A 16,073-nucleotide genomic window follows, 5' to 3' on the forward strand; every position below is an offset into this window, starting at 1 on the left:
TTTATTGTTTATTTTCTAATTTGATTTTGACTTTGATTTGCTTTTGACCTTGCTTTTGACCTTGCTTTTGCTTTTGCTTTTGACCTTGCTTTTGACCTTGCTTTTGCTTTTGCTTTTGACCTTGCTTTTGCTTTTGACTTGCTTTTGACTTGCTTTTGACTTGCTTTTGACTTTGATTTTGACTTTGATTTTGACTTTGCTTTTGATTGTACATTGTGCATTGTGCATTGTGCATTGTGCATTGTGCATTGTGCATTGTGCATTGTCTTAACTATCTATATTTGCCGACAATACCAATGATAAGTATTTTTCTTCGCTACTAGAACCTCTTGAAGTCAATACTATAGGTACCTTAGCACCAACTATAAAACCAGCCATTTTAGCCCCTGCTGAATAGATAAGTGCCTTACTAAGTATATTCCCTGAAGCAATATCAGGTACAACTAATATATCTGCATCTTCAATAACTGGACTCTCAAAGCCTTTTATTTCAGCTGATTCCCTACTCATAGTTATGTCATAAGAAATAGGCCCTTCTATTATGCAATTAGGTATTTCACCTGATAAACTCATTTTCTTTAATTCATTTGCATCTACAGTTTCAGGCATTTTAGGATTAACCTTCTCCACAGCTGCAAGTACAGCTACCTTTGGTTTTTCATAACCCATTGCTAAAAATGTATTTACAGCATTTTCTACTATACCTTTCTTTTTAGCTAAATCTGGGTACATCATCATACCAGCATCTGTTATTGCAATAAGTTTGTGATATGAAGGAACCTCATTTATTGCTATATGAGTCATTATATTTCCTGTCCTAAGTCCTTTTTCTTTGTCTACTACAGCTTTTAGTAAGTCTGCTGTCTGTATTCTACCTTTCATAAGAAAATCAACTTTATCTGCACGAACAAGCTCTACTGCTTTACATGCAGCATGACTGTCATCCTGAACATTAATAATATTCTCTTCCTTGATTTCTTTCCCAAATTTATTAAGAATTGCTCTTATTTCTTCTTCTCTACCTATCAAAATTGGCTCTACTATATTATCATCTACAGCCCTCATCACAGCTTCTAAAGTATGTTCATCATGCGCAGCTACCACTGCAACTTTTTTAAGAATTTTCTGACTTTGTACTTTTTTAATTAACTCATCAAAATTAGAATATACCATAATTTATACCCTCCCCAATTTATAATTCCTTAATTTGAAACCATTTTTCGTAATATTGTTAATATTCATATCATTGAAACACTTATATCTTTATTATACAAAAAACTTATAGCAAAATACAAATATATTGCTTTTATTTAAATATATTTTTCATTTATATTATGCTAATAGGTGCTTTATTTTCAATAGTTTCATCTATTTTGTTTTTATTATATTATTCTTAAATATAAGCAACTAAAAAACTCTTCCAACTAATAATAACCCAATATTCAAAAATCAGACTAACTTAATAAATAAAACAAACAGGATAACCTTCTCAAAAGGCTACCCTGTTTTATTATTATCTCTTAATCTCTTAATCTCTTAATCTCTTAATCTCTTAATCTCTTAATCTTTTAATCTTTTAATCTTTTAATCTTTTAATCTCTTAATCTCTTGAACTTGATTGTGCATTGTGCATTGTGCATTGTGCATTGTGCATTGGTATTATGCATTATGCATTGGTATTATGCATTATGCATTGGTATTGTGTATCGTGCATTGATCATTGATTTAAACTATATCCATATTCCATCATAAGTCCATCTAAAGGATATTGTGAGGAATATTTTATTACTCCTACCCCTTCCTCTATAACTCTCTCTTCATAACGATTTCCATCAATATCTTTATATTCTACAGTATATAAAGTCTTACCATTTTTAACTCGTTTCCAAGTTATAGTGCCTTTCATATTATACTCATTTCCTTCAACATCTTTAAGACGTTGAGTCCATGTTGTGTTTTCTTCTAATGGAACTTTTATGAGAATTAATTCATCAAAGAATGTATCCATCATAGCAACAGAATTTTTCTTTTGTACTAGCGCTCCATCTTTTATAATATATTGAATATCTATAGAATTATCTAATTCATCATACTCCTGATTTTGTTGGTTTTCTTGTGTTCCCTCAGATTGCTGTACTTCATCATTGTTGCCTTGTACTCCTTCTACTTGTTCTTCATTTACCATAAAAGTCTCATCTAGTTCTTCTTGTACATATTCTTTAACTTCACCTGTAACATAATAGATTAATTGATTTTCCTTCTTATCAATAGAATTTAATGTAGCTGTATGCTCATAATCGAAAGAACCAGTATAATTCCAAGTATACCCTATTTCTGAGGGTAAAAGTGCTGCTAATAAATCATTATTATTTTCAACTTCAGTACCTTGTCCACTTTCTGTAGAATCTATATCTTTTTCTTCTGTTTCTTCTTTATTTTCTACTTCTTTATCTGAATTTTCTACTTCTTTATCCTCATTTGATTTTTCATCTTTATTATTTTCTACATTTTCAATCGTTTGACCAGTCTCATCTTCACTTAGTGTATTTTCTACGTCACTGCTCATATTATTACTATTATTTTGTTTTTCTTTGTTCCCACACCCAGTCAATATCATGGACAAAATAATAATTACTGTAAAATAAATTTTAACTTTACTTTTCAAAAAATTCACTCCTTATATAATGTCTCAATCTAGCTTTTTTTGGTATATAGCTAAATCTTTTTCATAAAAATTTATATACTTTTAGTAATGTATACTCCTTAATGATGTATAGCTGAACATATTATATCATTATTAATACAAACATAAAAGAAAATTTTCTTTTAACAAATTGTAATATAATAAGTTATAATATAGGTATTAAGAACAATGCACAATGCACAATTCACAATGTACAATTAAGGATGATTTTGCTACGCAAAATTTTTAATTACTAGCAACTCTCTAAAATATAAAATCAGCAAGAAGGAGTTTACTATGAAAAAGAAAAAAAAATCATTTGTATATAAATTTTCAATAATTATATTTACATTTTCTTTTGTCCTTGTAGCATATTCTTTATTTAAAATATATAAAAATGAGTCTAAAGCCACTGAAACATTAGCTTTATGGGATGAACTAAATGATATTAGTATAGATGATGTAGATACTAATCCATCATTAAATAGTGAGCCAAGCAGCCAATCTAATGACTCAACAAATAACAATTCAACACAAAGTATTAGCCAAAAAAATATCCCCTCAGATGTTAATTTAATTGGTAAATTAACTTATGTGGAGGATTCAGTAGAAGTTGCCTTAATCGATGGTCATACTGAAAAAGATTTAGACTACGGTGCAGTACACTATTACAACACCGCTTACCCAGGTGATGAAGGAAATTCCCTAATACTCGGACACAGAGATGGCGTATTTAGATTTCTCAAAAATATAGAAATTGGCGATACCATAATCATAGAAACCAAAGAAAAAAAATCTACTTATATAATTCAAGAAACAAAAATAACAGAACCAAATGACCCTATTTTTTATAAGGATTATAACTACCCAGCCTTGACACTCTTAACCTGCTACCCCTTCTATTATATAGGGTCAGCACCAAAAAGATTTATCGCTATTGGTAAGCTTGTGGAAAACTAATTACCACCTAAAACTATAGACTGGAGAACAATATGTTTAAATATTTATTACAAGGATTAATGTTAGGCATTGCCTATGTAGCACCCATAGGAACTCAAAACTTATATTTAATAAACACAGCCACGCGAGAATCTAAATTTAGAACGTACCAAGTTGCATTTATCACAATTTTTTTTGACATTACACTAGCAATTTCCTGCTTTTTAGGAATAGGATTTTTAGTTGATAAATTTTCTATATTGAGAGGGATAATACTTTTATTTGGAAGTATTGTTGTAACGTATATAGGCATTGGCCTTATCCGATCATCTTCACAAACAATGGAATCTGAAAATATTGATACTTCATTAATTAAAATAATTGGCTCGTGTTTTGCCGTTACGTGGCTTAATCCACAAGCCCTAATTGATGGTTCTCTATTATTAGGAGGACTTCGAACATCACTTCCACCTGATATGTCAAACTATTTTATTATAGGAGTATGTCTAGCATCCTTTTTATGGTTCAATCTACTGGCAACTTTTGTATCTAAATTCCGTAGTAAGTTTAATAGTATCCTTAAATGGATAAATATAATTTGTGGCTCAATATTAGTATTTTATGGCTTAAAACTTGGATATTCTTTTATTCAATTAGTAGTATGATGCTTAAAAAAACATTTTTAAAAAAGGATTGATATCACAATGACTAACAAATATAATTCATTATTAGCAGGCACAATTTTTCATGGTTTCATGGACTTAGGAAATTCTTTATTTATGTAAAAATACAGAAGTTCTAATTACTTCAACAGTATAGCAAAAACAGGACAACCCATAAAGGTTGTCCTATCTTATTACTAAATCTCATACTATCTCAATCCTAATACCATTTCTGCACTTATCTTTGCTTTTGTCTTCATATTTGACTTTGATCTTGAACTTGCTTTTGAACTTAATTGCTAATTGCTAATTGCAAATTGCAAATTATCACTAATGTCTCCTATGTCTTCTCTTGCTCCTTCTCTTCTTCTTTTTGTTCTCTCTCACAATTAAGGTAGCACTAATAATCATCAATATTCCACCTATTAGCAAGTAGTTGAAATATTTCCCGCCTGTTTTTGGAAGTAATGATTTTGTTTGAATATCAGATAAAACTTGAACATCTGCTTCACTTGCATCAACTTCCAATGTTATTTTGTCATAACCATCTTTTTCGATGTCTATTGTGTAGTACTCACCCAAAACAGCTGTAAAGATATAAACTCCATTTTCATCTGTTGTTGTTGTGTCTACAACATTTCCATCTTTATCTTCTAAAGTAACTTCTGCATCTTCAATAGGTTCCCCAGTGTCTTTATCGGTAATAACTCCAGTAATATTATTGATTTTATACATTCCAGCATCTATAGTCATATTGAAAGTTTCAGGTCCTACTACTATAGTAGCTGTCTTTCCATCAATATAGGCATCACTATCTTTTTCTATATCCTCACCCATCATAAACTCAGTTAACATATATCCTTCTGGGACAATAAATTTTACAACATAATCACCTATTGGTAATTTCTCAAATTTGTAGAAACCATCTTCATTAGTAACGGTTTTTTCATATAATTCTCCATTTTCATCATAAAGATTTACTACAATATTTTCAATGCCTTTCTCATCTTTATCTTGAATACCGTTGGCATTAGCATCTCTCCACACTGTATCTCCTATACTTCCAAGTGTGTAATATCCAAAGTCTACATCAAGATTTTCTTCACCAGGTCTTATTTCTAAAACAACTATTCCATCTAATGTTTCATCCAATTCAAAGTTTTGTTTCAAATCCTCAGAAATAGCACTATTATCTGTTATCTGAACAATATAATCACCTGGATCTAGTCTGTCGAATAAGTACTTACCATCTTCATCAGTAACAACTACCATAGGCTTGCCATCTGCATCAAGCACTGGGTTACTGTCCTTATCAAGTAAACTTAATTCAACTCCTGGTATTCCTTTTTCGCCTTCTTCTTGAACTTTATCACCATCATAATCTATCCAAACATAGTCTCCTATACTTCCTAATGCTTTAACATTTGCATCATCAGAATCTTTAGGTTTTGTTAAGTTCTCATAGACATTTCCATCTTTATCGCTTGGAGTTCCTACAACTTCAACAATATTTTCTAAATCCCCATTTATCTTAGTTTCATAATAGTAAATCAAACTACTACCAGGTGCCAACGGCTCTTCTGCAACAAGTTTAGTCATATCATCTTTATCTATACCAAGCTTACTATCTTTAATCTCAATATTAGTAAGGTAGGTATCAGAAGTATTCTTTACCTTAAAGATGTAAGTTACCCACTCACCATTTTTACCCTTTGTTTCTTCATTTTCATCACTATCTACATCGTATTTACCAAAATAAACGGATTTTTGTACATCAATTCCTACTTGAACTTCATCTACCTCTGCTGTATCACTGTCTTCTGGTTTATCAATATTCGGTACTTCAAACCCATCTTTATCTGTTGGAGTTCCTACTACTGCTGCAGTATTTACAAGATCTCCATCAAACTGAGTTTCATAGTAGAATAACATGCTCTTTCCTGGGGCTAGTGGTTCTTCTCCAATGTCGATTGATGATCCTTTTCCTGTGAAGAAATCAATAATAGCTTGTATGAAACTAACATCTCCACTGATCTCTGTCATATCATTTCTATTAATTGATAGATCATCATCAGTTATTTCAATATTGTTTAGGTACGTATCTCCGGTATTAGTTACTTTAAATACATAAGTTACATCCATTCCATGTTCACCAACAGCAAGCTCATCACCAATTTGCTCACCACCATCATGACCATTATAAACTGTTTTTTCAATATTAATTTCTGATTTTACAGTTAAACCTGCATCTATAGTAATATTATTATCACCTGAAACTAATGTTACTATTGGAGCTGCTCCAGTTACTATATTTGCATCGCTATCTTTAGTATTGTCTCCAGCTAAACCTACCCCAGTAAATTTATAATGTGATTTATCTTCTAAGTCAAAGACTACTATATATTTTCCAGGAACAAGATTAGTGAAACTATAGTTACCACTCGCGTCTGTTACTGTATCTTCTACAGCATTTCCATTTGCATCAAGTACTGCATCTCCATTTTCATCTGTCAATTTGACTTTTATGCCTTGTACTGCCATCTCACCACTATCTTGAATTCCATCTTCATTTTCATCAAGCCATACATAGTCTCCTAAGCTAACTACTTCATAATATCCAAAATCTACAGTAGATATTTCTTCGCCAACTCCTAAGTTTACAGTAACGCTACCATCTAATGTACTATCTAGTTCAAAATCTTGTGTCATACCATCTAGATTAGGGTTTGTATCTGCAATTTTAACTATATAATCGCCAGGTTTTAATCTATCAAATATATACTTTCCATCCACATCAGTAGTTGCTGTAATTGGATTACTAGAGTCATCAAGAATAGGGTTTCCATCTTTGTCTAATAACTCTAATACTACTCCCTCTATGCCAACTTCATCAGCATCTTGAACTTCATCAGCATTCTTATCAACCCATACATAATCTCCTATGCTACCTAAGGCTCTAACAATAGCATCATCAGAATCAGTAGGTTTTCTAAGTTCTGTATACTCATTACCACCTACATCACTTGGAGTTCCTACAGTTTCGGCTATGTTGTCCAAATCTCCATCAATTTGTGTTTCATAGTAGTAAATTAATTCTTCACCAGGTGCTAAAGTTTGATTTCCACTTAAATAAGTCATATCATCTTTAGTTATCCCTAGTATTGAATCATTTATTTCAATATCTTTCATATATACATCACTAGTGTTAGTAACTTTGAACATATATGTTACCCATTCATCATTTTTACCGCTAACCTTTTCGTTTCCAGTACTATCTACACTATATTTACCTAAGTAAACAGATTTTTGTATATCTATTGCTACTTTTACTTCATTTACTTCGGCTGTGTCTTGGGCTGTCGGTTTTTCTATATTAGGTATCTCTACTCCATTTTCATCAGTTGCTGTTCCTTCTACTTTTGCTGTATTAACAAGGTCCCCATCATATACAGTTTCATAATAGAATAACATACTCTTTCCTGGTGCTAATGGTTCTTCTCCAATGTCTAATGTTTCACCTTTTCCAGTGAAGAAATTAATAATAGTTTGTATGAAGCTAACATCCCCACTAATCTCTGTCATATCACTTTTATTAATTGATAAATCAGTATCAGTTATTTCAATATTAGTTAGGTAAGTATCCCCTGTATTGGTTACTTTGAATACATAAGTTATATTATCGCCATTTTCACCAATTACAAGTTCCTCGCCAACTTGCTTCCCACCATCATGACCATTATAAACTGTTTTTTCAATACTAATTTCTGATTTTACAGTTAAACCTGCATCTATTGTAACATTATTATCACCTGAAACTAATGTCACTATTGGAGCTGCTCCAGTTACTATATTTGCATCGCTATCTTTAGTATTGTCTCCAGCTAAACCTACGCCAGTAAATTTATAATATGATTTGTCTTCTAAGTCAAAGACTACTATATATTTTCCAGGAATAAGATTATTGAAACTATAGTTTCCATTTTCATCTGTAGCTGTATCATCTACAGTGTTTCCATTAACATCGGATACTACATCTCCATTTTCATCTGTCAATTTGACTTTTATGCCTTGTACTGCCATCTCACCGCTATCTTGAATTCCATCTTCATTTTCATCAAGCCATACATAGTCTCCTAAGCTAACTACTTCATAGTATCCAAAATCTACATTTACAACTTCATCGCCTGCTCTTAAATCTACAGAAACATTTCCATCTAATGTACTATCTAATTCAAAATCTTGTGTCATACCATCTAGATTAGGATTTGTATCTGCAATTTTTACTATATAATCACCAGGTTCTAATCTATCAAATATATACTTTCCATCAGCATCAGTAGTTGCCGTAATTGGATTACTAGAATCATCAAGAATAGGGTTCCCATCTTTGTCTAGTAACTCTAATACTACTCCCTGTATACCAACTTCGTCAGCATCTTGTACCTTATCAGCATTTTTATCAACCCATACATAATCTCCTATGCTTCCTAATGCCCTAACATAAGCTTCATCAGAATCTTCAGGTTTTGTAAGCTGTGGATATTCGTTTCCATCTTTATCACTTGGAGTTCCCTTTGTATCAACAATATTATCCAAGTCTCCATCAATTTGTGCTTCGTAGTAGTAAATTAATTTTCCACCAGGTTCTAAAGTTTCATTTCCACTTAAATAAGTCATGTCATCTTTAGTTATACCTAATTTATCATCATTTATTTCAATGTCTTTCATATATACATCACTATTGTTAGTAACTTTAAATATATAAGTTACCCACTCACCAATTTTACCGCTTGTAGTCTCATATTCATCACTAGCTGCATTGTATATACCAAAGTAAACAGATTTTTGTACATCTATTCCTACTACAACTTCATCTACGGCAGCTGTATCACTATCTGTTGGCTTATCAACATTTGGTATTTGAGTTCCACCATTATCTACTGGTGTTCCTGTTGTATTTGCAGTATTTGTAAGGTCACCTGCAATTGTTGACTCATAGTAATAAGTTAATGTAGCTCCCGGTGCTAATGGTTCTGTTCCACTTATAAGTGTCATTGCACTCTTATCAATTCCAAGGTCTGTATCCTCTATTTCAACATCATTTAAATTAACATCCCCTGTATTTGTAACTTTAAATACATAAGTTACTAAGGCTCCATTTTCTCCTATCACTAGTTCTCCACCAGCTTGGCTTCCTCCATCGTGTCCAAAGTAAACTGTTTTCTCTATATTTATATCTGTGTTTACTATTAATCCTGCATCTATATTAAGATTATTTTCACCTGATACAAGAGTTACTACAGTAGCTTCTCCTGTGATTAAATTAGCATCACTATCTAAAGCTTCATCGCCGCCTAAATCTTTACTAGTAAATTCATAATGTGGCAAGCTAGCTATATCAAATACCACTTTATATTTACCAGGAACAAGATTAGTGAAACTGTAAATTCCACTTCCATCTGTTGTAGTTGGCCCTACAGGATTATCACTTGCGTCTATTACTGGATCTCCATTTTCATCAACTAATGATACAAGAATTCCTGCAACCCCAGGTTCTCCACCATTCTGAGCTGCATTTTTATCCTTATCCAGCCATACTGTGTCTCCTAAACTTGCTGGCATATAAAAACCTGCATCTACTTCAACTATGTCTTGTTCATAGCCTAAATTAATCAAATCTGTAAATCCATCATCATTGATGTTACTATCAAGCAATCTTTCACTACCATCACCTTTAGCAGTTATCTCATACCCTGTAGGCTTAGTAAATTTAATGTAGTAATCGCCTTTTTCTAATTTATCAAATAGATACTTTCCATCAGCACCTGTTGTTGTACTTGTTATTAATGTTTTTGTTGAATCATAAAGTTCAACTGTGACTCCTGATAATAATGGTTCTCCGCCATCTTGTATACCATCCCCATCGGTATCTTCCCAAACATAATCGCCAATGGATGATAGTAAGTAAAGACCCATATCAATGTCCATATCATTTTCGCCTGTTGTAAGAGTTACTATATCTGTCTTTAATGTTATAGTATCAGCATCACTATCTAATGCTCCATTAACTCCTTCACCTTTTGGACTTACGCCATATATGTCTGTTTTAGCAAATTGTACATAATAATCGCCTGGCTCTAGATCTGTGAAATAGTATTTCCCATTAGCATCCGTTGTTGTAGTCCCCTGTGAATTATTACTACTATCAAATAATTCTACAGTAAGTCCTACTATTCCAACTTCTGTTCCATCTTTAATTCCATCTCCATCTTCATCATGCCAAACCAAATCTCCTAAGGAAGCAAGCTCGTACATTCCTGCATCGAATGTTAAATTATCAGCATCTCCAGATTTAATTACAAATGAAGAAGTTTTACCTGTTGTTACATCTGCATCAGAGTCAAGGGCGTCATCACCTGCATTATCTGCTAAAGTAAATTTGTGATTTTCTTTTGCTGTAAACTCTATATAATATTCTCCTGGAGAAAGTCTATCAAATTCATAGATTCCTGAAGTATTAGTTTCTGTTGTGTCTGCAAGATTCCAATCTTCTCCATCTTTCTTGAACAATTTTACTGTCAAATATCTTAATCCTAATTCACCAGAATCCTGAATTCCATTCATATTACTATCAAGCCATACAAAATCTCCAATTTTACTATATTCATAAACACCAAAATCCACTGTCGTATCATCATCGCCTGATTCCAATGTAATATCTGCTGTTTCATAATAAGCATTTATTGCATCACTATCTTTGCTATCATCAGAACCACTATCTGCAGAAGATGCCTTATCATATCCTGCTGGCATTTCAAAATCAACTTTGTAGTCTTCTCCAGGGACTAGATCGATAAACTTATAATATCCTGCATTCCCTGAACCATCATCTGCTGTAATTGTTGAAGCAATTTCTACATCACCTTTAAATAACTTTACTGTTGCTCCGTTTATCCCTGATTCACCTACATCTTGAATACCATCACCATTCAAATCATCCCATACATAATCTCCAAGTTTAGCCGGAATATATATACCATAATCCCAAGTTATATCTCTTTCACCCTTATCGAGTGTAATTATTTCAGTCCAACCTGTGTCTTTATCACCATCACTGTCCTTTGTATCATCTGCCCCTTCATTATCCGGTGAAACCCAGTAAGTATCATCTGGCTTTATAAATTTAACCATATAATCCCCAGACTCCAAGTCTGTAAATTCATAGAATCCAGTCTTACTTGTTAATGGATTTGTACTTGTAGTTGTTGTCATAAAAGGAGTTCCTAAATCAGAAGTTTTATAAAGTTCTACCGTTGCTCCATTTACTCCTTTCTCTCCACTATCCTGAATTCCATCTGCATCAAGATCATCCCACACAAAATCTCCTAAGGAGGCTCTGTGAATTCCTGCATCTATGCTATCATCATATTGCCCTGAGATTAAAGTAATTGTATCTGTTGTTCCTACTAAATCTACTATATCTGTTACATTACTATCTGTAGAAGTTGTACCTTCCCCTGAATCACTAAATTTGTATTCATCATCTGGCAATGTAAATCTAACCTTGTAATCTCCTGGTTCTAAATCTGCAAATGAATAACTTCCTGTTCCATCGGTTGTTACTGGTGCTATAGCAACCCCATTTCCATCAGTAGTAACTACATCTCCATTTCCATCAAGCAATGTAACTATTACTCCTGCTGCCCCTGACTCTACACTATCTTGAATTCCATTTGCATTTAAGTCATTCCAAACTATATCTCCTAGAGAAGCAAATTTATAAACACCTGCATCCCAATATAAATCTCTCTCTCCTGCTGCTAAATTAATTTCTCCAGTTTGTGCAATATCATCAAATGGAGTAGAATCATCAGCATCACTATCTGTATTAATATGATCCTCATCACTATTTGGACTTCCTGACGAGTTTTGATCTGAGTACTTGTCATAATCCCCTTTATCAAATTCAACAATATAATTTCCTGGTATTAACTCATCAAACAAGTACTTACCACCATTTGCAGTAGTAGTACTCGGTATATCATTTCCATCAATATCTTTAGCAGGATTTCCTAATGTATCTAATAGCTTCACAGTAAGCCCATCTATTCCTGGCTCTCCACTATCTTTTATCCCATCAGCATCATAATCATCCCAAACCAAATCACCAATTTGACCTAAATACATACCAAAATCTAAATTTGGATTATATTCTCCTGATTCTAAAAAGAAAGCATCTGATGTTGATGTTGGTGATATTGTACCCGTTGTATCAGTAGTAATCGCTGGGTCATCTGTATCACTATCATTTACATCAGTTCCTTGATCAGGTTTACTGAATTTATAGTTATCACTTGGATTTTCTACCTGAACTTTATAACTTCCTGGGTCTAAATCGCCAAAGAGATAATATCCATCCTTTCCATCAACGTTAGCCGTTGTTGTTGTAGCTACTTGTATATAAGCATCTCCTGCTTCATTCAATTTTAATAAATTTACGATAACCCCATTAATACCTGTTTCATTGCTATTATTATCCTGCTTTCCATCCCTATCATAATCGTTCCAAACAAAGTTTCCTACTTGAGCTGCCTTATAAAGCCCTGCATCTATGTCTAATCTATTTGCATTATTTATTGTTACATCTGAAACTCTTACTACATAGCTATTGTCTGTTCCATTATCACTATAGTTAGTTGTTTCGTATCCACTTTCATCATCTATATCTGAATCTTTATCGTCTCCTGCTTCAGCTACATCATTTAACGTTATCTTATAATCATTAGGGAATATAAATTCAACATCATAATTTCCATTTTCTAAATTAGGAAAGTCATAATATCCATCTTCACCATTATAAGATTCTCCAGTCCTTGTATATCCAAGCAGATCACCTGTATCTGCATCATATAAATTAACCAATATACCATTAATTCCAGGCTCTCCATCTTCTTGAATACCATTTTTATTCATGTCTTCCCATACAAAGTCACCTAAATAATAAGTTCCGAGAGGGTCCTCACTAACGGCAAATCCAACCTTTTCCGGCTCAGATGACAAAAATGGTTCTTGCCCATTAACATCTGTATAAGTAGAGCCATATGCAAAAGAATTCCACATAACAAATTCTTTAGGTGTATCCACCGGCGCTCTCATAGGCCATTCTACCGCTATTTCCTCTCCATCACCAAGAACATAGCTCCCAAAGTTTATTTTTATTGCAGTAACTGAAGTTATATCAGAGGGAAGTGTTTCTGACCAACCACTATTAGAACTTGTTGTTGGATCATCTAATTCATTTAAAGAAGGATTGGCTTCTGTACTGTAGTAAACAGTAATATTTGAATCAAGTACTGCACCATTTTCACCTGTTATTGTATTAACCAAATAAGGTCTCCACTCTGAAGCTCTATCACTATTATCAAGAACTCCAGTGTCCCCCACAAAAGGAAGTTTATCGATAATAACTATATTTGTAATAGGTCCGTTTGAATCAGTATTTTTAACTACTAATTTATAATCTACAATACCACCCGGTAAAGTACTTCCAAGCTCATCAAGTAATTTCCATCCTGCACTTGAATCACCATCAACAATATCAAGTTCACCTCTTACATACTTCTTCGCATCTAAGCTTCCTATGAATTTTACAAAAATATCATCACTAGCCGTTACTAGCTTATCTGTACTAGAACTATCACCATCTAAGTCAGAACTATCATCTATAAGATCTCCTGTATTTTCAAATTCTGTATCTGTATTTGTTGTGAGATAAGCATTGTTTGTATAAGAACCTACCGTTGTACCATCTATAACATTAGTTGTAAAATACAATTCCACTGAATCACCAGGAGCCAAAGTTCCAGTCATATTCCACGTTAACTTATTTCCAAAGATAGCCATATCAGAAACAGTAATATCATTATCACTATTTATTATAGTTTCTCCATCAATATATACAGGATTTTCTAATGCACTTGGCAATACATCAATAGCTATTGGATTATGCAAATCCCCTGTAGCAAACTCATGATTTTTTATCACTACTTTATATTTTACTTCTCCATTTTCATATACTTCACTATCTCCTACTACAGATTTTTGAACTACCATCCAAGGCATTGGTGCTATAACCTCTATAGTTTCTGAATCTGTAAGTATTATTGGATCTTCTCCTGAAAGATTTCCTGTCAATGTTGCCTCATTAGTTATCATTGTACCTTCAGTTGCCTCAATTTTTCCGTTAACATCTATAGGCGAATTGTTAGTAAAACTTGCAGGTAATGTTGCACCACCTTCTCCTGTGATTACCCATTTAACATTAGTTAGAAATTCACCATCGGCTAAACCTAAATCTGAAACCTGTAAAGTTTGGTTAGTAGGATTTACAAAAGGTGAGCCTGTCCATATTTTCCAGTTCTCCACATCAAGATTAGTTTTATATTCTATACCTACCTGGGCGCTATAATTATAGCTACCTGTTGTAATTTCCGTAAGAGTTATTTCAGTTGGAACAGTGTCCTCAATAACAAAGCTGTCCATTGAAATATTTCCGGCATTCTCTATACCGCCTAAATAAAATTGAGCTATTTGTCCGTTAGAATATTTATCACTTGCCTGCCTACTATTTTTCGTAAAAGTACCTATACCAAATGTAGGAACATCAAAACTATGTTCTGCAGTATCAGAAACTGTTAAAGTTGTATCAGGATCACTGATCAAATTACCACTTCCATCAACAATATTAGTAACATTACTTAATGTAGTAAATGTTTCTGATGGGTATATTAGTGTAATACTTACATTCTTATTTTCTCCTACCTTAAGGTCTCCAATATCCCACGTAACCTCTCCAGTTTCACTATTATAACTACCATCATTTGAAGAAGAAACTAACTGGGCACCTGAAGGTAATGTATCTTTTAAAACTACATTTTCCATATCAATGCCACCAATAGTAGAATTTCCTTGTACTCTAATTGAATAAGTTACCGGTTGTCCAACTGCTGGTTCAATAGAAGGTATAGTTTTAGTTTTAGTAACGGACCAATCAGGATCCTTAAATTTAGGTGTTACTGTAACAGGATTACTTTCTGCTTCGTTTCCCCCATTACTAGTTATAGTTGGAGTATTTATAGCTACTGTAGGATTTTCACCATCAGTAGGAAGTGTTGTTCCTTCAGGGAATTTAGCCCCTATTTGAATTATTCCTGATGCGCCTGCTGCTAATTCATCTTTAATAACCTCTGCACCGGTACCATCTTCTGTTATATTTTGCATGGTTATTGTTACAACGCTACTTCCATTTTCTTCTGTAACAACTATTGATGCAATATCATCATTTGCTGCTGCAGGTGATGATGATATAAATTCAATATTATCCGGCAGAATATCCTTAATAACTACATTAGGAGCAGCTGCATTAATATCTGCATTTCTATATTTGATAGTGTAAGTAAACTCTTCTCCAGGATATACTTCACTATTATCTACTATAGTCTCTATCTTAAGATTAACATCTCCCGTTTCTGCTAAAACATACTTAAATAATGGGACTGAAATAATTGAAAGTAAAATAAAACCCATAATAAATAAAGACGTCTTAGATTTTAATTTCCTCTTTATTGTTTTTACTACATTTTTCCTCATATTTAATCCCCCTATTTAACTTTATTGCCATTATTATCTATATAATTACAATTATAATCATTTTACTCTTATTTTGATTATATCATAAAATTAATAAAAATAATTTGATTAATTGTTTTTGTTTAATAATAATTAATCTT

General features: G+C 32.8%; 6 protein-coding genes. 2 read left to right on the forward strand and 4 right to left on the reverse strand.

Translation table 11 applies throughout. The features are described from left to right. Position 1 precedes the first annotated feature (1 nt). From ACVHXK_RS04045 to ACVHXK_RS04055, 3 genes are all read right to left on the reverse strand, one after another. Entirely contained in the window at positions 2-214 is a 213-nt protein-coding gene (locus ACVHXK_RS04045) for a hypothetical protein (protein WP_461205081.1), read from the reverse strand. Between the two features lie 53 nt (positions 215-267). Then, on the reverse strand, positions 268-1,173 hold the full coding sequence (locus ACVHXK_RS04050; protein ID WP_461205082.1) for a bifunctional enoyl-CoA hydratase/phosphate acetyltransferase: 906 nt from the start codon (positions 1,171-1,173) through the stop codon (positions 268-270). A gap of 544 nt (positions 1,174-1,717) precedes the next feature. After that, positions 1,718-2,665: a hypothetical protein gene (locus ACVHXK_RS04055; protein ID WP_461205083.1), complete on the reverse strand. Its 948-nt coding sequence runs from the start codon at positions 2,663-2,665 to the stop codon at positions 1,718-1,720. Between the two features lie 315 nt (positions 2,666-2,980). On the opposite strand from ACVHXK_RS04055, the gene ACVHXK_RS04060 reads away from it, so the two are divergent. Together ACVHXK_RS04060 and ACVHXK_RS04065 are read left to right on the forward strand one after the other, a co-directional pair. After that, a complete protein-coding gene (locus tag ACVHXK_RS04060; RefSeq protein WP_461205084.1) occupies positions 2,981-3,643 on the forward strand; it encodes a class D sortase in 663 nt (220 codons plus the stop codon). Between the two features lie 32 nt (positions 3,644-3,675). Continuing rightward, positions 3,676-4,287, forward strand: a complete 612-nt coding sequence (locus tag ACVHXK_RS04065) for a LysE/ArgO family amino acid transporter (RefSeq protein WP_461205085.1) — start codon at positions 3,676-3,678, stop codon at positions 4,285-4,287. A 327-nt stretch (positions 4,288-4,614) separates the two neighbouring features. On the opposite strand, the gene ACVHXK_RS04070 is transcribed toward ACVHXK_RS04065, so the two are convergent. Beyond that, a complete protein-coding gene (locus tag ACVHXK_RS04070) occupies positions 4,615-15,933 on the reverse strand; it encodes an SdrD B-like domain-containing protein (RefSeq protein ID WP_461205086.1) in 11,319 nt (3,772 codons plus the stop codon). Between the last annotated feature and the right edge of the window lie 140 nt (positions 15,934-16,073).

It is taken from the genome of Clostridium sp. DL1XJH146 (genome assembly GCF_054819755.1).